This window comes from Pseudomonas sp. NPDC087639, assembly GCF_044743385.1.
In the GTDB taxonomy this organism is placed as follows: domain Bacteria; phylum Pseudomonadota; class Gammaproteobacteria; order Pseudomonadales; family Pseudomonadaceae; genus Aquipseudomonas.
In genome coordinates, this window is the sequence record NZ_JBIUWI010000001.1 from 420126 (window position 1) to 438796 (window position 18671).

Consider the following 18671-nt stretch of genomic DNA (forward strand, 5'->3'; position numbering starts at 1 on the left):
ATAAAGATCCGTCGCTCGAAAAAATTTTCAAGGGGCCTTCTGAAAATATATTTTTCTTGACTCGACCCTCACGCAGTCACGACGGCCTCCACACTCGTTTCGTTTGGAGATTGCGCAATGCGTGCGTTCAGATCAACACATCTAACAGCGTACAATTACGTCCCCTGTTGAAGCGTCCCAGGTCGTCCAGGAAGGATGTGGCAGCAGTTGAAATCACACCAGCCGATGACGCGGCACAGAACGTGGATGTATTAAGGAAAACTTGATGGCGATCGATTTGAAAGGCCTGTGGCAGCGAGAGCGCGCAAGGCGGGCCGCTTTGTGGGGGCTGGAGGACTTGCGACCAGGTGATGATCGCGCAAAACCTCATCTAAGCATTCTCGATGAAATTGATCGACAAGACCTCGAACAACCTCATGGGGCTGCTGCGCTTATGATAATCGAGGAGTTGGCGAAAAAAGTGCTGCCACCTGGCATCGCGTATGAATGGACAGACCTGACGTACCAACAAACCACGGCGGGCAACACCGGGTCTCCTGATCTTCCCGCTGTGCGTATTGTTTGTTTATCTGGTGCTGGCCGCACAATACGGAAGCTGGTCGATCCCACTGTCGATTCTGCTCATTGTTCCGATGTGCCTGTTGGCAGCTTCTGCCGGCCTGAAAATCATGGGCTTGGATATGAACATCCTGACCCAGATCGGCTTCGTGGTGTTGGTCGGATTGGCGGCGAAGAACGCCATTCTGATCGTCGAGTTCGCCGTGCAACTCGAACGCGAAGGTATGGAGCGAATCGACACCGTCTTACAAGCATCCAAGCTACCCCTGCGACCGATCTTGATGACGTCACTTGCGTTCATCCTCGGTGTGCTGCCGCTGGTGACCACGCCAGGTGCGGGCTCCGAAATGCGTAAAGCCGTGGGCACATCGGTGTTCTTTGGGATGATTGACGTGACATTGTTAGGATTGCTTTTCACACCGGTTTTTTATGCACTCGTTCGTCGAATAGCGATGCGCAGAGAAAAAAATGCGCCGGGCAACGCAACTACTGTGGTTGTGGGTTCAACGTCTTAAGCCAAGAGTAGTGAGTAAATCTAGCCCGCCTATTGGCGGGCTTTTTTTGTAGCTGTGGGAAGTGATATCAAGCTCAATACCGCCTGCAATGCAGGGTTAAAGCCTCGCATCCGGAACCTATCGAGCGGCTAAAACATAGGGTTTCGGTACCGCACCGCTTACAAACGTTTTGACTCGCCTTTGTAAAAAAGCCCAGCAGGGCGTTTTTTTCAATACCGGGTTTCCTCTCTTCTTACCTCCCGAGGATCCTTGAAAACGGAAAGTTGTAGAAGGTCAGAACGTACACCTAACCGCACAGCTGATTTATCGGATCCCTGATGTTACCTTTCGCGCAGACTTCCAACGCGGCCAATTCAACATGCTCGAACAAAAAATCACCTACCTTAAAGACATTGCTATTTTAATTGAGGAAAAAATTAGTGAGATGGCCGCAAAGCTTGAGCTCCAGCCGATGCCTCATATGCCGACATTGGGAAGCGGTTACGAAGCCATTTCAAAAACTACGCTTGAGACAACGCTAAAAGAGGAACTCCACGCACCTGTTTACCTATCAGAGGGTTTCGTCAGAATAGCCGGTGAGATGGCAGGTCAGCAAATTGACATTATATTGTCCAGCAAACCAGGTGAACAATACGGTAATACGGCGTCATTCATCCATAACATTGAAGATGTGCTGTGTATCATAGAGGTAAAAAAGACACTCGATAAGTCTGCATTCACCGATTCAATGCAGCACCTGACCGTGATAAAAGACAGTTACATAGATGCAATCACGAAAGGAACTATCCCTTTAAATCTTGCAGCAGTCGATCATGCAAAAAATGCTGTATCCATTCTAAAACGCGCCCCATTACTTATTGAAAAAAAGAAAGGAAAAATTGACCTAACGAATTTAACGCTGCCTGAAGAGTTGCTCTTCTGGAGCTTTTATTTGGAGTGGGTATTGCCGCCCTATATTGTCCACGGGTTCGATGGCTATAAAACCGAGCGAGGACTGCAAAACGCATTCTCCAAATACGTGGATAATAAAGATATCAAGAAGAGATGGATTACCTATATTCCTTCCTTAGTGATGTCGGGAAAACTGTCGGTTGTAAAGGCAACCGGAAATCCATTTTTCTATAAAGAAGGGGAAGAAGCCTCGGTTTTTTTTATGTCAGCCAATTCCTTGCCTATGGAATTGATGTTGATGATTATCGTAAATCGCATGGTAGCCACTGGACTATTCGGCAAATCCTGGGGCTCTATCTACACCGAAAACTCATTCAGTCCCTTCCTCAAGGCAATAGTAAATCTTGAGGTAATAGATAGGTTTTCGGCCAGATTCGCGCGTGTACTTTTCAAAGGAGACAACCTTTTGGACGAAGCCTATCGGTTGAAGAATACTCCTCCGCCGGGAAAGATCGGCCCGGCCGCCACTAACATTATCCAGTCGCATATCTTCAATTTGCTAGCTCGCGAGCGTGGTCTCTTCTGCCGCGTTCCCTTTCTTAACGACATAGAAAGTCTGCAAGCCCTTGGGGAAATCGAGAGATTAGGAATCCCTGTAGATCTGGAAGGTTTTATGGCTGAAGTGGATTTTGCGTTTAGAGCGAACCCTAGCGACGGTACCTCCATAATTGATCAGTCGATCTCCAAAATGGAGCGTTTCGTGCTTTACTACCCAGAGCCTGTCATAGATGTTGTCCTCAGGTACAAAAACGGCAAAACGGATCTCAAGCTCTCCGAGCGATTCCAAAAAAAAATTGACCGCCAGATTGATGACTATTCAGCCCGTGGCTGGCTCATCTCAGAAGAAATAGCGAGAAAATTTTCATTAATCTGAGTTGCTAGTAACCAGTGCAATCAACGGGCGCACAGCACAGCAAATCAAATAAAACTAAATGCCGGCCCAGGGCCGGCATTGTCAGCGACAGACTTCGATAACTAGCGGAGCCTTCCCCCTATCGAACCGTATTCGCGTCCTGATTGAACAGCAGCTCGCGCGTTTGCTCGTCGACCACAGGCGCAGTGTTGACCTGTTCTGCCAGTTGCATAAGCACGCTTGGTTGCAGGCAGATCACCCATTCGCTCAGACCACCGTGCCAGATGAGGAAAGTCCGCAAGGGTCTTGTTGCTGCCGCGTTTGAGGCACAATCCATGGTTAGCAGACCATGTCCGCGATGCTGTAGTCACCCGCAATGTAATCGCGACCATCAACCAAGTGCTTATTCAACACGCTATACAACCGAGCAGTTTCCTTCATGTAGCGTTCCTGCGCGTAGTTTCCCGATCAGCGCCCCTGATTCAATTCAAGGGCGCGCAAGGCATTCCGCCTAAACAGGGAGTTTTCCGAATCTCCCGCAAACCGACTAGGCGAGCCTTGGCAAATTTTCATGCGGTGCTGCTCACGCCACTCGTTCATCAAGGTCAGCATTTTTAAAAGCACGTAACGCATCAAGAGCAGGTGCACTCGCGTGCTTGCGCGCGCCACGGCCGGCCAAGATGTACAACACGCCTTTGCTTTCAAAAATGCATTCCTCAAAATCGCTCTGAAAATCGCTGAGGACGCTATCGCCCGGCTTGAGCTGTTTGCTGCTGTCGAACACCACCGCTTGGGCATACAAGACAGTTGCCTCAAGCCCTTGTGCTTTGACGTCCTGCTCTTGGAATTCCGGGAGCATGACATCCAACAACATCCAACCTCGGACGATGCAAAATGGCTTTTCTACAAAGGTCTCAGCGGCCAGCTCGATCAACTCATCGTTGCCAAGCTTCGAACCCCCAAGAATTTGCGCAGGCCCAAAAAGTAAATCGCCTAGCAGGTCTGTATCGGTAACGCTTGTATTCATAATCTCGCTTTAACCTGCTCTTCCCGCGAGTATCAGACAGGAGTTATTTGCCCTATCCCCGTTAATACCTAGATAGCCCGAAAGCCTTTTGCGCCGCGTTTGCAGATCCCTCAGTGATAGATGCGATTCATATAGAGATTGCCGCCGCCAAACGCCCAACTGACGATCACATATCTGCTACCTGCCACGGTTTGGAATAATGCATAACCGTCAATGAAGGTGACGCCCGTTATGCGAGAAGTTCGCATACTCGCACCCTCTCGGAAACGGCCCGTGGTATCGCCATAAATTGTTCCCATGATGACGGGTGGACTGTCGACGGCTGCGAAGAGGAACGCCGTGATGCTCACACCAAAATCCTTTTCCATCGCTACCGCGACCTCTGCCGGAAGAGACGATGCGAGCTGTCGCTCAGTCATCAAGTAGCTCGCTTGAACTGCCAGCCAGGGATCGTGTTTCGTTCTCCACTCCACACATCTTTCAGTCCTCCTAAACGATCAACATAGCTGCGCCAGACGCCATAACCCCCAGAGGGGTGAGCGCTCTCAGGGAAGATCAATCACAAAGCCGTGATTAAAGCCCGTCCGCTCACCTGGATAACCTCTAGGGTTCGAGACCACACGACAGCTACCCATCGCGATATCGACTGCGCGGTGTGTATGCCCAAAAATCCATAGATCCGCTTTATCCAGAAGCGCGTGCCAACGGTTTGAGTAGGCAGCACTCAAATGACCCTCGTGTTTATCACCCATGACTTCGGGTATAGGTGCGTGGTGCGTCACGACCACAGTGTTGCCATCGAAGGGCTCACCGAGCTCCTTGGACAGCCAAGCGAAGGAATCGTGATTCCTGCTGATGAGGTCGGACGGGCGCAGCCGGCGATAGTTTTCTCCAGTGCGAATAACACGAAAATCATTCATCCAATCCCATGCTATTTGCGTAGCCGCAGCTACGTTTTCAGTCGAGGAAAAATCAGTCCAGCCAGTGGTGCAAAGGAACCGCGTTTGATTCCAAATAAAGGTCTCGTTTTCCAGGACGTGCACGTGCGGTAAGGCGGCGACCTTCATCTTGTTGAGGGTGTAATCGATGTGTCCTTTATAAAACTCATGATTTCCACACACGTAAATCACAGGGCAATCAAACGTCTCATTCGCCCACTCCACTCCCCGTCCTTTCAAGTCTATGTCACCGGCCAGGATCACCAGGTCATAGCCATTGGATAGGGGCTGATAGGACGCGAACTCGTTGTGCAGGTCTGACAGCACGAGAAGTTTAAGCAATGGCCTGATCTCGGTTTACAGCTAAATTGAAAGAGCGAATAAAGGGTCAGACCGAGTTCGCGAAGGGTTTTAGCCCAACACCGCACCGACCGCGATCCATAGATATGAATATATACATTTGAGTGGATCATGGCAATCGCGGCATACAGATCTGTTTTTACGGAACGGAAAAATGTCTGTACGCACCGCATTTGCCGTAACGCTGAAGCTATTGCGAGCAAAGCGTGGCCTCACGCAGCAAGAGTTAAGCAAAAAGGTCGATCAATCGCATGTGAGCCGCATCGAAAATGAAAAGACCTCCCCTAGCTTGGAAGCCATCTTCGAGCTCGCCGACGCATTGGAGATCAGCCCTGTTGCGCTGATGGCAATCGTATGTGGGGTGCAGGACGAACTGAGCGCCGACGATATGCTGAAGAATGCTGAGAGGGATCTAAAATCGCTAAAGCTGTTGAGGGGCTTGATCCCTGTGGAAATTGAACAACCCGTTCACCCACGGATTACGGCAGCAGCCCAAGCGCGAGAGGCCATCCGGGTGCTCAAGGAGCAAGGTCTTTCGCGGGCTGAAGTTGCTATGAAGCTGGGGATGGCAAAGACCACCGTTCACCGCCATTGGAATCGTTCGGGCTGAGTATTTTTACTGCTTTTTGTTGGCTACTGCAAAGCATCGACTACACGAGTGGGCGGGTGAATCTGGGCCTGTTCACTGATCAAGAACGAACGTGCAGCGGGTTGGAAGTCGTATTCGGCGCGACATCCAGATCAGCCCTTGGAGGCATGTCGTCCAGCCCACCACATATCCAGATCTTCGCCGACGACAAGAATGAGCACATGGCTAGGTTCACCTTGGCCAAGAGCTGGGGCATTTCTATCTGGATCACGGGCAACGCGAATTGCTTCAGGCCCGGGATCTCGAACCCCACCAAAACACCCGTATGCCCACTGGAGATGTGGAGCGTCTGGAATGGCAAGCGAACGCTTTCGCCGCTTACCTACTCATGCCAAAGCAGGCGTTTTTTGATCGGCTCGCACGGCTTGCAGTAATTCACAACATCCGCAACCGCGGACATGGATTCCTCTACCTCGATAACCAGTCAGTGAACTATCAGCTCGTCCAGCACGTGTCGCACGATTTGAGCGAAACTTCAATGTGTCGAAGAAAGCCGTACGTTTGCGCTTGATGAGCCTGGGGCTTCTTGTAGACGCCACCTCAACGAGTATGCGAGTTCCACCCATCAGCCGGATTGTCAGCCGAAGGCGCTTGCAATAGTCTCGCTGCAAGTTGCTCGGTAGGCGCGAGCAGTCCACGCTCGCGAAGCTTTATTACCGTTGTGACAGTTGAAAGCCCCTCTCGAGCTGACTATCATCAAGCCTTGTAGCAGACGCTAGGCTTATATAGAGGAACTGACCAGCTCAACACCCAGCAATCTTGCATTCGCTCCTATAAATGAGGGGATCAATCTTCATTACGCCGCATAGGCATTGAGGCCCGGAAGAACGCCGGGAGCATCTAATTAGGTTTGCTAGTAACAATCAGAGGGGTCTATTAGGGCATAAATCCAGCTCACTTCCCGCTTCACGTGACCTCTAGCCCTGACACATGTGATCACCAGATCCTAATGACAAGCGAGTTGTGAAAGTCGCATAGGCCGTCAACGAACCTCATGATGCCATGTGCACTTGGAACAAATATATTTCGATCGAGAACGGCAACAAATTTTGAACTTGAGTTTTTTCTTAATGAGCATCGCTCTTGCGACTGGGCTTTAAGCTGGGGTGGCGACACGATATAACTTTTCTCTTTTTGTATGTTGCCACCCGCCTCCTCACGATGGATCAATGTATATGAGGCATTCATATACACGAAAGATATTGTAGGGATCGTATCCCTGGCGACTATTACATCAGAATACTTATCCCGATTGGCACTCGCCCTCTCCAGTGCGCCCCACACATCAAAAAAGGAAACCAATTGAGTTACTAAAAGCTCTCTCAGACTAAAGCCGCCACGGGCAAGCAAATCACTAAAAAGTTCCATCATAGCTGAACTCGATCTGATTGCCTGATACTCAGCTAAAGTCGAAACGCCTCCTGATGACACCAGCCACGCGCAATAAGCGGAAACGCAGGTGCACCCGGATGAAAGACTTAGGGCATTTAGCTGGCTGTGGCTTAGCGACTTGATGGAATTGAAGCACTCTCGGTGTTCGCTTATATACAATTTGAAGAGATGGCGCCGCAGGGACTTGAGGCAAGTTACGATGTCCCCCACATCGAAGCCAGGTGCCCGCACAGTGGGTAATCTATCGAAGCTAAAACTCGAAGAGCCAGCGTCCCGAAACTTTTTCCCATCAACGCCTGCCGCAATAGAAGCATAGTTCACAATAGAGACCTCGTGCGAAAACTTAGCACTCTGCCAATAGAGATCGAATGGAATACCAATCCGCCTTCTAACATATTCGAAATAAAACTCACTAACCTCAAGATCTCTCATGCCGGAAATCTTCGAAATCACTTCAGAAACGGCACCCAAATCCAAGCATTCAATTTTGTCTAGCCACTCTTGGTAATTATCACCAATCATTTCGAAGGCTCTGACTTCCTTTTCAGACAATTTGACTATCGGTACACGCTCAAGGGCCAGAAACCTCAAGTGCTCGCAGGTGCTGTTTTTGATGAGAGGCTTCGTAAAAAGGCTTCCACCCTTTCTTAAAGCACTCGTACAGCACCGGCAGTACGTCAACTCCTGATCATGTACTGGGCATTTTTCTAGCAATGGATTTTGAAATAAAGAGGAATGAAAATTATTAGCAATGCAATCTTGGCAGTGTCGAATGGTTTGAGCGCGCGATTGGCTTGATAAGTGAAACTTTGAGCTAATGCGTGCTTGCCTCAACGTAATTCTTGAAAGCTGTAAGCGTTTATTTAAATTAAGCACAAGATTTTCGTGGTACAGCCCTAAGTTTGATGTAGGTGCAGCGCCGTATTCAACATCACCTAGATTTTCCAACACCGCTTTCAGGCTGATACGATTGATAATCAATGCCTTGACAACAATCAGCCAACAAGATTGATAAGGTGTTTCTATCTTGGGAAAAGATAAGACTTTATCCATTAGAGACCTTTTCCGTAACATCTATCAGCTCTGCGAACTGAGCCATTCCTGAAACTCTGAAAGCGCTGGCTACCATTGATTGCGTGAGAACAAACTCAGGCTTATCCTCTGACCTCGCGGTGGCCAAGATGTAGCCAATGGCAGTAAACAGATGGGCAGTAGGGATAATTTTGGCCTGTGAAGTAGATACCGCTTTTTTTGCCTCCTTAAAAATCAATTCAACATAGTTCCCAAGCCTGAAGCCAGCACCAAACGCCTTAGGCACAAAAAAGTTAGTATAAGTGCAATCACTCATCTCCGGAAAAGTCAACTCATAATCAAATTTTTTAAGAGTCGCCGCCAACCAATCAACCGTTGTACAACCTTTGAATCTCTCCCTCCTGCTTAAAAATCTAGCCACAAGCGCTATCTGCCCCCCACTACTCAATGTGGTTCGCATGCTGTTTATTTCATGCTGCGCAAACCCAATGGTAGTAAGAGATATATTATTTAGCTTAAGTTCATTTTGAATAGCCTGTAGACTTTGGTAATCTTTCGTAACCATAGCCTGCATTTCGTCGATCATCAGCAAACAATGTTTTCCACTTTTACCTGCCAACTCACAAATGATGTGGTCAACCACGCGATCCCGCGCCTCCGACTTTGACAGACGAGTAGTCTCTTTATCCAAGCCCATACCTTTGAATATCGTCGGCACGATGCTTGTGTCTTTTGAAGGATCACAGGATGCTAGAACCACCATCTTATCTGGAAATTCCCGAAAAATCAGAAATCGAACTGCCTTGGCACATTCAGTCTTCCCCATTCTAGGGGTTGACCAGAAATAAATACTGGGTTCACTGAGGAATATCAACTCCCTCACCTTTTCATAAATTTCCACTATTGTAGGAGTAAGCGTAAAGTAGGTCTTCAGCATGACTGGGTGCTGCGACAGTAGCTCATCCCTTCGTGCGCTATTTAACGGATCAAAGCTACCCATTCTTAGCTCCTGTTCTTAAAAATCTTTGATTATTTTGTTCAAATCCGGCATTGGGTACGGAATGATGGTTGCAGTTTTTTGCGGTTTAACGTTCTCATTGTTTATATCTGGGCTGGGTGATGACTCTTGTACTCCGGCAGACGCGGCCACGGAGCTTTCAACTTCCTGGCTATAGTTAAGCTCTTCGTCCTCAAAACCCATCCCCGCCTGGACTTCCACCTCAACCCGCTTATGCTCCGTGGCTGCCCTAGCGTTACTCATGGCAACATCTGGTGTTTTTTTACCTTGGGCAATCTCCGACAAGAGGTTCATGTACAAAATAATCGGATCATCAAATTCAGAAACAATTAACAACCTTTGAGTGATCAAGCTGTTAATGGCCTTTCGGGTTTTACGGCTATGCTTTGTTCGCGCCCATTTTCCAATGGCTGTAAGCACCTCCATGAGTGAACCATCAGGCCAATATGCCTTGACGGTTCTCATATCCTGCTCATCTACTTCTACAAGAATTTTCTTACCCGCAAGCCACGCAGACTCTCTAAGTACGCTTGATGAATAATGCACACGATCAAGCTGAATATAAGGCCTGACTCCTCGTTTTGGATAGCATCTCACGATGACTGTTTCAGTGATAGAGTAATTAGTCATTTTCGAAATGCTCTCTTGAAGCACAGTTCGAGGAGTGTAATGCCTTTCATCTTTATTTAACTTTTGTCGAATATACTCATTCGGCGATAGCATACCGATACCCTCTGAGGGAGTGGCATTACTTAATGCAAAATGATAGAAGGCGAGCTCTTCAATCAAGCTAGCATCCATCTTAAGATTAGCTGACACCACAGAACTGCCTTGGGCTCGCCCCGACCCAGGGCTTGAACCTGTTGTGCTCGGTAATCGCTGAAATATTTGAACTGCAAGCTCTTTAAAAGCCCGCTCCACATTTGGACGAGTTTCGAAATGGCCTGGCGGCCCATAACATAGTGAATAACCCATTTTTTTACGGAGAACGTTAGAGACCGCATCAGCGAGATTCGCCAGTGCGTTATCGGGCATCAGCACTGTTGGTAGTGTGTGAGCTAATTCAGGAAATATCTCTACCGGAAAACCTATATCCCCACTCAACTTCATCCCTAGGACTTCTTTACTAGGCCGAGGAAGACCTGCCCTCAGACTCTCTGTCAACAATCTGACCACGTCGGCAGCACTGACTTCACTACTAAAGACGACGACAAACCACCAAACAGCCGTTGAAACCCGATCTACAAGCGCCATGATATTGATGCGCTCTATCGGGACATAGCTTATTAAGCCATCTCCATTTTCAAACCCAATTGAAAAATGCGAATCAATATGATAACTATCAATCTCCGCTGCCTCCATCATATATTCATATGTAAGCAATGCATCCTTACCGCTGCCTACCATGAGATGAGCCTGAGCTGCTGTTTCACCGTTTACCGCAACACCACGATCAAAATTCTGACTAAGTATTTTCTGAACAAATTTTCCTATTATTTTTGAGCCTAAGAGCTTCGTGCCGTAAGGCCATTCATACTTTGGATGATCTTTCCTTTTAAGGTAATCCATCATCTCCTTGTGTACATGCTTGGGACTGATGCGGTTCTCATATACAGCTTTCTCATGCTTAAGCTTGAGAATTTTCCTGACCAATACCAGTTCCAGATCAGGGTATTTTGTCAGTAAATTAGCAAATACCCCCGCATACCCGCTCTTGCCTTCCGGGAATTTTGGCCTGATAGGACTGGTACGCTTATAATTTTCCATCCTAATGTTCGGTATTAATGCTTTGTACCCCCAAACCATACCGTTGTTCGAGACTGACAGGCATCTGTTTATCAGCCTATGCAACTCGACACCGTTTATATTCGTGGCTTCTTCAATTGCAAAAAGGCTGTCTCCCTCAACATAGAGATCAACGGCTTTCACACGGTTGTTGAATCGGTATTTAACATCCTCATCCATGTCATCAGTCAGGACAGGCGTCCAAGGGCGTGTTGACTTTATCGCCATTTCGATCTCGTGACGACTTCTCTTAGCGCTCATGTGAGCTTCCAATGACTGTGATTACCGAAAGCACGCTCTGTCAAGTCGATCTCTATTCCTCCCGTTAATACTTTTTCTGCGAACACCCCCAACACAACCATCGGATCATGTCTGGATGTCGCTAATAGGATCTGCTCAACTGTCCCTACCTTCAACGATAAAATAGCCAACTCTACGGCGCACGAAGTGACGTCATGTCTGCGCCCCCTGATTTGAGATGCGAACCCAACAAGTCTTAACGTCCTAGTGGCCTTTTGCGCCTGCTGTCTCAAATAGTCAGCATGCACCTTCACAAAAGTTACCTGACGCTCCTCCACCACGGCCCTGCCGGCGAATAGTTCGCGCAGAGTAATAGTGCCATTGTCAATTCCACCGTCGCCTGCACACAGAGTATGAACTTGTACCTCACCATTATTTAACTCTACGTGAATGAACTCGCGATTGCGAAATTTATCCTCGCCTTGCAACTTTAACTCTGCTTCACAACCAAACTTGAAGCTACGTATTGTTGGATTGGCTTCTAAATTCGCCACCCAGTACACGCACTCATTATTACTTGCGAGAGAAAGGTCTGTCTTGGATTTCGGGCTGTAAACAATCCAAAGTGCATTTCTGGTATTTTTTCGGGCTCCATGGAAGGACATCAACCTGCCTCGAAGCTTCGACTTGAGTGTCGCCATCATCACCCTCTCTCTGCCGTAGTAAACCGAACATACACGCTCATACTCAATCTCGAACATAGACAGATCACGCCAAACCTGCAAAATAACTTTTCCATATAACGAATAGTTAAAACCGCCCTGCGCGGCATAAATAGCGCTAATTAATCGTATATTGACTCAAAAAACAGATTGCGATATTGATAATAACTAGCAGGCTTTTCCTGCGAACTTCGCATCGTTTTAAGCGTATATTGGACTCATAGCGAAAGCTTAGACTTCTCCAAAACTAACGATAAGTGCTAGATGGAATTTAGAAAATCATGACGTCTTGCGTGATTCCTCATGCCAGTATGAGGGCAAGCTTTCCTGCTTCAACGGCCTTCAAAACCCTCATGGATTTTGGCTTTATCTATCCTGCGTGAGGTGGTGTAAGAAACTTTTCCAGCGAGAATAAGGCAAGGCAGAAGCCTGCGAGGATCGAGGTGCTTAATGCCTCACTAGAGGCCACCGGGTTCACCTTCCATTTCTATTGTTTGCTGTACGCCCTTCTCCATTTCTATTCTTTGCAGCATTCGCGCTCAATCTCCATTCTTTGCTGACCAAAAAATGGTTTGCAACCGTGCAATTTCATCTAGAAGGCTGTGTAAAGCATTTCCGTATCTTGCTGAATTCACGGGCTTCAGTCTTTTAGGAGGTATATGAAGGTTTGCTCTCGAGTACTCTTACGCATCACCTGGTCCAGCTTGCTGCTTGGCGATGTAACTCACAATGAATGCATCCTGCGATCCGCGCTCTTTGTGATATCCAACCACGTTGGCCAACGTCCACCGCAGCATCCTCATGAGAATTGGGTCAGAAGAATTCGCGCTGGTTGACTCGTATGGATACCGGCTGTTGGTGAACACACTTCGATATTTTTCAAAGCATTCTTCTTGGCTGTCCAGTGCCAAGCTGCACCGGATCTGTTCAGGAACAGCATGAAACAACGTCAGCAAATCATGCCAATCAACACGTCGGCTGCGGTCAGTTTTCCCCTCGTTTTGAAGGCATTTGTGAGCCGTCTTGATGGCTTCTTTATCAAGGACGTAGGTTTCCCCAGTCGTTCCTTGATGCTGGTCAGGAATCGAAATAAAGCTCTTTAGCAGGATCTCCATACCGATCGCTGCATTGACGTGCGCTACGTGTGGTAGATGTTGCGCATCCAGTAGCTCGGCTGCTTTTAAGTAGCTGTGCGCGCTTTCCAGCATCCAGCCTGGGAAATGATTCATTGATATTTTTTCTCTTATTGGCAGATGCTGATTTTCTCACCTTGAGCGATATCGTTCATTTTTGAAAGATAACGCTCAAGGATGATCTACCCCTCGCTCATCTGATGAGCTACCCTACTGTTTTGATGCTATATAGTTATAACTACACTAAATAACCATTTAGATTAGTTAAGCGAATATCGCGGAATTGACGATATTCGCCACTCGGCTCTAGAAATCCACCGTAGCTGAAAGCAGGTAAGTTCTTGGCGTCGAAAGCGTCAAACCCGGCTCACTGTCATCCGAGGCTCCGGCCGAACTCCAATAGCGCTTATCCAGCACGTTCTCGACATTGGCGCGCAAAGTGATGGTCTTGTCTTCGATTTTGAACGCATAACGCGTGCCTACGTCGAAGCGCTCCCAGGAATCGATTTCCTTCTCGTTCGACTGATCCAGATACTGCGAACTCGAATAGATTCCGCGCCCTGTCAGTGTAAGCCCCTGCACGTTCGGCACATCCCATTCCGCGCCGAGATTGACGTTGTACTTGGGTGTCGCCGGCGCACGGTTGCCGTCGAACGTGCCGTTGGTGGTCTCGGTCAACTCGCTGTCGATGTACATCACGCCGCCAAGCAGTCGAACGCCTTTCAGTGGCTCACCGAACACGCTCAACTCCACACCGTCGTTCCGCCGCTTGCCGTTTGGGCCAAACACGCGCGTCGTGGCGTTGGTCTCGTACGCCGGCTGTTTGATGCGAAATACCGCCGCCGTCAGGGCATACGCCCCGGCATCGTACTTGGCACCGACTTCGACCTGACGGCTAATGAATGGCGGGAAGATTTCGTCCTCGTTCACCGAAGTCGACGGCGCGATCTTGCCCTGGCTCAGGCCTTCCATGTAGTTGGCGTACAGCGACAATCGGTCCGTGGCCTTGAACAGAATCCCGCCCGACGGCGAAACCTTTTCTTCGTCGTAGGCCGTATCACCCTTCACATCATCGCTCCAGTCATCGACCTTCACGCGCTGCCACCGGGCGCCGAGGGTCAGCAACAGGCGATCATCGAAGAAACCCAAGGTGTCCGACAGCGCCACGCCACTGAAGCGATTTTCGGTGTAGACCTTGGCGTCTTGCCGCGTCGGCGTGCCGGGTTTGGTGATTTCCACCGGGGCATACAGGTTGCTGCGACCCGCCGCATAACGAGCGCCACCGTTTTCAAAGTCCATATAGAAGTAGCTGGCTGCCAGATTGACTTCATGGCTGACCGGGCCTGTGTGGAACCAGTTACGCACGCCCGCCGTGGCGGTGCGGACATTTTCGTCACGGGTGAAATCGCGCGGCTGCACGCTGAAATCGCCAGCATTATTGGTGACTGAAACGGCATGGCGCAGGAAGTCGTGATTGCTTTTGCGCGCACCGACGCCGCCGTACAACATGACCGAGTCATTTACGTCGAATTCGGCGTTGACCGTGCCGAAGGTGTCCTTGGTTCGCGCCTGGCTCCAGGGTTGCGCATAGTTGTCGCGCACGTCGTTCGCGTTCGGCACCTTGGCATTGGCGCCGACTTGCACGCGCTCTTGCGGTGCGTCGGTATCGCGTTCGGTATGGCCGACATCCGTCGACAGTCGCAGGCGCTCACCGCGAAAATCCAGGCCCAGCACCGCCATGTCGCGGTCAACACTCTGGTGATCCCATTCGGTATCGCCGGACTGTTTGACACCGTTGAAACGCAGGCCGAACTGGTTGTCCTCGCCAAAACGCCGCCCGACATCCACAGAACCACCGACTTGATTGTTTGAGGCGTAATTGGCTGTCAGCGAGGTGATGGGTTGGTCCGTCGCGCGTTTGGGCACCACGTTAATCCCCCCTCCTACACTGCCCCGCGGTGAAATACCGTTGATGAGTTGGCTCGGGCCTTTGAGGATGTCGACGCGATCGGCCATTTCCATGTCGATGGTGTACGTCGGCAGAACACCATAGAGGCCGTTATAGGCAACATCGCTGTTGAACAGGCTGAAGCCACGGATGGTGAATTGTTCATAGCGCCCGCCCGCTGGATTGGTCGCGCGCACTGAAGGATCTGTGGCAATCAGGTCGCCCAGGGTTCGGGCCTGCTGGTTCTTGACCGTCTCACTGGTGTAGGTGGTCATGCTGAACGGGGTTTCCATGAAGTCTTTAGACCCCAACAGCCCTTGCGAACCTCGACGTGCGACCTGGCCGCCGACAAACACGTCGGCACCCGAAGAATCAGTGGCACCGAGTATCGAAGTCGGCGCCAGTTGCAGGCTGCCGCCCTCCGCCGCCGGAATCAGCGTGTAGGCATTGCCCCCCACCGGTTGAAGCTGCAAACCAGAGCCCAGCAACAATCGGGTGAAGCCCTCCTCTACCCCATATTCACCGCTCAAACCCTTGCTGCTCTGGCCGCTGACCAGTGCGGGGTCCACCGACAGATTGACCCCGGCCAAACCGGCAAATCGTGTCAGTGCTGAACTCAAGCTGCCAGCTGGCACCTGATAACTGCGTCGCGAAGAGTCGTCGGCCCAACTGGACTGGATCATCAAGGGGCTGGCACTCAGGCTCAGCAGGAGGCTCAACTGCAACAACGGACGCAAACGGCTTGGGAATACTGCGGGCATTGGAAGAAGCTCTCGATTTTGTTCACTTGCCTGGAATGACCAGCGAGGCGAAAAAAAGGGACAGGCTTCAGCCAGTTTTTTTCTGAGGGATGAGAGAAACCCAGAAACGGGTGCGTGTATGCACTTCGATCGGCAGGCTCGCCGCCAACAGCGAAAGGACTTGGTCGGTATTGTCGAGACGGAAACTACCCGTGACGCGCAGCGCCTCAAGCGCAGGATCCCAGCGCAGCAGACCTGAGCGATAACGGCTCAACTCGCGCAGAAAATCCCCCAGCGGTTGGTTCTGCGCCATCAATACACCCTCGCGCCAACCCGGCATCAAGGCGTCGAATGCTGTAACAGGCCCCGCGCCAGAAGCTTGCAGACTGACTTGTTGGCCCTGGTTCAACATCAGCGCCGGTCCGTGCAGCGGTTGTAACTGAACCGAACCACTGAACACGGAAACAGTGCAATCACGCTCGTTGAGTCGCACGCAGACTTCACTGCGACTGACGCTGATCCGTCCGTAATGAGCGTCGATCATCAGCGCTGAGCTGCCGGGAACGTTGAGCGCCATTTCGCCACGCACCAGGGTCAACTGACGGGCAGCAAGGTCTACGTTTACCGCACTGTTGGTGTTCAGTTGCACTGAACTGCCATCCGCCAATGGCAAACGTTTATGTTCCCCGGTACTGGTGTGCAAATCGGCACGCCAGACATCCAGCGGCAATTGCCGACTGATCAGCCACGCCGCTGGCACAAGCGCCGCCAGGCCCAGCGCGCGCTTCAGCGCTGCCCGGCGTTCCGGATCAGGACGATCCAGCGTGGCCATGGCTAATGCCGACGGCAGATCGTTGAACCGTTGGCGCAATAGCTGAATCTTCTGCCAGGCGTTTTCATGGCGGCTATCGCTGCTGCGCCAGTTTTGCAGGCGCGCGTGATCGTCATCCGTCGCTTCGCCCGATTCGAGCAACGCCAGCCATTGTGCGGCGGCGCGTGCCACCTCGCGCGCTTGTGTTTCGGGCGCAACGCGCATCATAGATCCAACATCAAACAATGCTCGTAAGCCTGCGCCATATAACGTTTTATTGTTCGTTCAGACACCTGCAAACGCGCGGCGATCTCGCGGTAACCGAGGCCCTCGAGCTGACTCCACAAAAATGCCAGGCGCACTGGCCTGGGCAAGCCATCAAGCAGTTCATCCAGCGTTTGCAGGGTTTCCAGCAACAACCAGCGCTGCTCCGGTGACGGCACGCTCTCCTCGGGCAATTGCGCCAAGGCTTCCAGATAGGCTTTTTCGAGGCTGCGGCGGGTGTAGAAATTGCTCAGCAAGCGTTTGCCCACGGTCAGCAGATACGCGCGTGGTTCCTGAATATCTCTAAGTGGCTGAGCGCTGCCAAGCACGCGCAAGAAGGTGTCCTGACTCAGATCTGCCGCATCCCAGGCGTTACCCATGCGTCGACGCAGCCAGGTTTCCAGCCAGCCGCGATGATCGCGGTACAAGTCGTGCAGGTTCTGCTCCGAGGCCGGCGCTGCTTCAATCATCCAGGAGACCCTGCGCGAAGTTAGATTCAAATGAGACTGATTCTATTTAACTTCGCGTGGGACACAAAGGGATTTTCGTCGTTACGCCGTTCGCGAGCGCTTGAGGGTCTCGCTCGGCAGTTCTTTGAACAGTGCCTGGTAACTGCTGGAAAACCGCCCCAGATGCCAGAACGACCAGTGCATGGCCACCTCCGCGACTGTGGTGTCCGCCGGTCTGCGTTTAAGCAATTCGCGGTGAGCGCTGTTTAATCGGCGCAAGCGCAACCAGTGGCTTGGCGTCATCCCGGTATAGGCCTTGAAGGCCTGTTGCAATTGCCGCAGTGGCACGCCGGCGACGTGCGAAAGCTCCAGCAAATTCAACGTCTCTTCCGGCGAGTCGGCAGCCCACTCGCCTACTCGTTTCATGATCATTCGTTCTTCGTTGCGGCGCTGCAAACCGCCACGATCCAGATCAACACGCGCGTTATCGAGGATGAACAAACAATCTTCAAGTAATTGCTGGGTTAGCGATTCTTTACTCGGTAAATCAACAGCTTGCGTCAACTTCGTGAGAGTTGAGCTTAACCAGCGACTGAACAGCGCGTTTTGCCCGCCATTGAGCGGCGCCATAAACAAGCCTTCCAGTTTCGCCACATCCAGACCGTGCTGGCGGACAAAATCCGGACCGAACACCACGGCGATTTCCTGATAGTTCTCCGGGGTGATCCAGATGTTGCGGCTGTCTTCATTGAGCAGATACAGCGCGTTGTCGCTGCGATCAAAACAGAACGCCAGAGCACCCGATGGCGCGCTGAAATTCTGCTCGACCCGGGTGTTCATCTGCTCTTCGTAAACCTCGACACCCTGCAAATCCAGATAGCGGATCTGCCCGGCGAAATGCCCCGGCGACATCTGCTGGTAATGCTGGACCCAACCCGGCGTGGCGCGGATTTGCTCGGAGACATCAGCGGTGTTGAAAGCCTGAACCTGTAGCGGATTACACGTTGTCATGGGGTGACCTTGCGCACTCTTTTGGTGCGCTTTGGTGCTGCTTAAAGTGGATAGATGGAACTGCAAGGCTCGCCCAAGATAGTCGTCAACGCGCCACAGGGGAAGGGGCGGAAGATGAAACCCGCCCTCCCCGGCGTCTACAAAACCAATAACGAGGTCTTTATGAATGCCCCTTTCGATCAGCTGTTCACGTGGCTGAAAGATCACAAGATTACCGAAGTTGAATGTGTGGTCAGCGACCTGACCGGCATCGCCCGCGGCAAGATCGCACCGAC

General features: G+C 50.8%; 16 protein-coding genes and 3 pseudogenes. 5 read left to right on the plus strand and 14 right to left on the minus strand.

All coding sequences use genetic code 11. From position 1 onward, the window contains the following. Window positions 1–439 precede the first annotated feature (439 nt). Both ACIOVB_RS01745 and ACIOVB_RS01750 read left to right on the plus strand, forming a co-directional pair. Window positions 440–1073, plus strand: a pseudogene (locus ACIOVB_RS01745) (efflux RND transporter permease subunit); the annotation flags it as partial. A 358-nt stretch (window positions 1074–1431) separates the two neighbouring features. Then, window positions 1432–2898 (plus strand): DUF6602 domain-containing protein, encoded by a 1467-nt coding sequence (locus ACIOVB_RS01750; RefSeq protein WP_401264277.1) that lies wholly within the window; start codon window positions 1432–1434, stop codon window positions 2896–2898. A 118-nt stretch (window positions 2899–3016) separates the two neighbouring features. Here ACIOVB_RS01750 and ACIOVB_RS01755 read toward each other — a convergent pair whose 3' ends face one another. From ACIOVB_RS01755 to ACIOVB_RS01775, 5 genes and pseudogenes are all read right to left on the minus strand, one after another. Next, window positions 3017–3178: a hypothetical protein gene (locus tag ACIOVB_RS01755; RefSeq protein ID WP_401264279.1), complete on the minus strand. Its 162-nt coding sequence runs from the start codon at window positions 3176–3178 to the stop codon at window positions 3017–3019. After that, window positions 3105–3336, minus strand: a pseudogene (locus ACIOVB_RS01760) (glutathione binding-like protein); the annotation flags it as partial. The gene ACIOVB_RS01755 and the pseudogene ACIOVB_RS01760, both read right to left, overlap by 74 nt. Window positions 3337–3460: 124 nt before the next feature. Continuing rightward, entirely contained in the window at window positions 3461–3904 is a 444-nt protein-coding gene (locus tag ACIOVB_RS01765) for a DUF6957 family protein (RefSeq protein WP_401264281.1), read from the minus strand. 110 nt (window positions 3905–4014) lie between these two features. Further along, window positions 4015–4323, minus strand: a complete 309-nt coding sequence (locus tag ACIOVB_RS01770; protein WP_401264282.1) for a hypothetical protein — start codon at window positions 4321–4323, stop codon at window positions 4015–4017. Between the two features lie 126 nt (window positions 4324–4449). Further along, the gene (locus ACIOVB_RS01775) at window positions 4450–5184 is read right to left on the minus strand and encodes a metallophosphoesterase (protein ID WP_401264283.1); all 735 of its coding nucleotides are present in this window, start codon (window positions 5182–5184) and stop codon (window positions 4450–4452) included. 172 nt (window positions 5185–5356) lie between these two features. Between ACIOVB_RS01775 and ACIOVB_RS01780 the strand changes: the two genes are divergently transcribed. Together ACIOVB_RS01780 and ACIOVB_RS01785 are read left to right on the plus strand one after the other, a co-directional pair. Further along, window positions 5357–5812, plus strand: a complete 456-nt coding sequence (locus tag ACIOVB_RS01780; RefSeq protein ID WP_401264285.1) for a helix-turn-helix domain-containing protein — start codon at window positions 5357–5359, stop codon at window positions 5810–5812. Window positions 5813–6038: 226 nt separating this feature from the next. Beyond that, entirely contained in the window at window positions 6039–6362 is a 324-nt protein-coding gene (locus tag ACIOVB_RS01785) for an ImmA/IrrE family metallo-endopeptidase (RefSeq protein ID WP_401264389.1), read from the plus strand. Between the two features lie 425 nt (window positions 6363–6787). Here the strand turns inward: ACIOVB_RS01785 and ACIOVB_RS01790 are convergent, their stop codons facing one another. From ACIOVB_RS01790 to ACIOVB_RS01830, 9 genes are all read right to left on the minus strand, one after another. Continuing rightward, a complete protein-coding gene (locus tag ACIOVB_RS01790; protein WP_401264287.1) occupies window positions 6788–8296 on the minus strand; it encodes a hypothetical protein in 1509 nt (502 codons plus the stop codon). Beyond that, window positions 8289–9275: a hypothetical protein gene (locus ACIOVB_RS01795; protein WP_401264290.1), complete on the minus strand. Its 987-nt coding sequence runs from the start codon at window positions 9273–9275 to the stop codon at window positions 8289–8291. The genes ACIOVB_RS01790 and ACIOVB_RS01795 overlap by 8 nt, the downstream gene beginning before the upstream one ends. Window positions 9276–9290: 15 nt before the next feature. Then, on the minus strand, window positions 9291–11258 hold the full coding sequence (locus ACIOVB_RS01800) for a hypothetical protein (protein WP_401264293.1): 1968 nt from the start codon (window positions 11256–11258) through the stop codon (window positions 9291–9293). Between the two features lie 77 nt (window positions 11259–11335). Beyond that, window positions 11336–12079 (minus strand): hypothetical protein, encoded by a 744-nt coding sequence (locus ACIOVB_RS01805; RefSeq protein ID WP_401264295.1) that lies wholly within the window; start codon window positions 12077–12079, stop codon window positions 11336–11338. Between the two features lie 644 nt (window positions 12080–12723). Next, entirely contained in the window at window positions 12724–13269 is a 546-nt protein-coding gene (locus ACIOVB_RS01810) for a hypothetical protein (RefSeq protein ID WP_401264298.1), read from the minus strand. 210 nt (window positions 13270–13479) lie between these two features. Beyond that, window positions 13480–15882 carry a TonB-dependent siderophore receptor gene (locus ACIOVB_RS01815; protein ID WP_401264300.1) on the minus strand — a complete coding sequence of 801 codons (2403 nt, stop codon included), beginning with the start codon at window positions 15880–15882 and terminating at the stop codon, window positions 13480–13482. A gap of 67 nt (window positions 15883–15949) precedes the next feature. Next, window positions 15950–16897: a FecR domain-containing protein gene (locus tag ACIOVB_RS01820; protein ID WP_401264303.1), complete on the minus strand. Its 948-nt coding sequence runs from the start codon at window positions 16895–16897 to the stop codon at window positions 15950–15952. Continuing rightward, window positions 16897–17406, minus strand: coding sequence for a sigma-70 family RNA polymerase sigma factor (locus ACIOVB_RS01825; protein ID WP_401264306.1), 510 nt, complete (start codon window positions 17404–17406; stop codon window positions 16897–16899). Before ACIOVB_RS01825 ends, ACIOVB_RS01820 begins: the two co-directional genes overlap by 1 nt. Window positions 17407–17487: 81 nt before the next feature. Further along, on the minus strand, window positions 17488–18396 hold the full coding sequence (locus ACIOVB_RS01830; protein WP_187680578.1) for a helix-turn-helix domain-containing protein: 909 nt from the start codon (window positions 18394–18396) through the stop codon (window positions 17488–17490). A 114-nt stretch (window positions 18397–18510) separates the two neighbouring features. On the opposite strand from ACIOVB_RS01830, the pseudogene ACIOVB_RS01835 reads away from it, so the two are divergent. Then, window positions 18511–18671 (plus strand): annotated as a pseudogene (locus tag ACIOVB_RS01835) (glutamine synthetase); the annotation flags it as partial.

Excerpts from the sequence above, each read along its gene's own strand:
- ACIOVB_RS01780 (WP_401264285.1), top strand. The coding sequence starts at position 5,357 with ATGTCTGTACGCACCGCATTTGCCGTAACGCTGAAGCTATTGCGAGCA.
- ACIOVB_RS01750 (WP_401264277.1), top strand. The coding sequence starts at position 1,432 with ATGCTCGAACAAAAAATCACCTACCTTAAAGACATTGCTATTTTAATT.
- ACIOVB_RS01790 (WP_401264287.1), bottom strand. The coding sequence starts at position 8,296 with ATGGATAAAGTCTTATCTTTTCCCAAGATAGAAACACCTTATCAATCT.
- ACIOVB_RS01800 (WP_401264293.1), bottom strand. The coding sequence starts at position 11,258 with ATGGATGAGGATGTTAAATACCGATTCAACAACCGTGTGAAAGCCGTT.
- ACIOVB_RS01815 (WP_401264300.1), bottom strand. The coding sequence starts at position 15,882 with ATGCCCGCAGTATTCCCAAGCCGTTTGCGTCCGTTGTTGCAGTTGAGC.
- ACIOVB_RS01810 (WP_401264298.1), bottom strand. The coding sequence starts at position 13,269 with ATGAATCATTTCCCAGGCTGGATGCTGGAAAGCGCGCACAGCTACTTA.
- ACIOVB_RS01805 (WP_401264295.1), bottom strand. The coding sequence starts at position 12,079 with ATGTTCGAGATTGAGTATGAGCGTGTATGTTCGGTTTACTACGGCAGA.
- ACIOVB_RS01825 (WP_401264306.1), bottom strand. The coding sequence starts at position 17,406 with ATGATTGAAGCAGCGCCGGCCTCGGAGCAGAACCTGCACGACTTGTAC.
- ACIOVB_RS01795 (WP_401264290.1), bottom strand. The coding sequence starts at position 9,275 with ATGGGTAGCTTTGATCCGTTAAATAGCGCACGAAGGGATGAGCTACTG.
- ACIOVB_RS01820 (WP_401264303.1), bottom strand. The coding sequence starts at position 16,897 with ATGCGCGTTGCGCCCGAAACACAAGCGCGCGAGGTGGCACGCGCCGCC.
- ACIOVB_RS01770 (WP_401264282.1), bottom strand. The coding sequence starts at position 4,323 with ATGACTGAGCGACAGCTCGCATCGTCTCTTCCGGCAGAGGTCGCGGTA.
- ACIOVB_RS01765 (WP_401264281.1), bottom strand. The coding sequence starts at position 3,904 with ATGAATACAAGCGTTACCGATACAGACCTGCTAGGCGATTTACTTTTT.
- ACIOVB_RS01830 (WP_187680578.1), bottom strand. The coding sequence starts at position 18,396 with ATGACAACGTGTAATCCGCTACAGGTTCAGGCTTTCAACACCGCTGAT.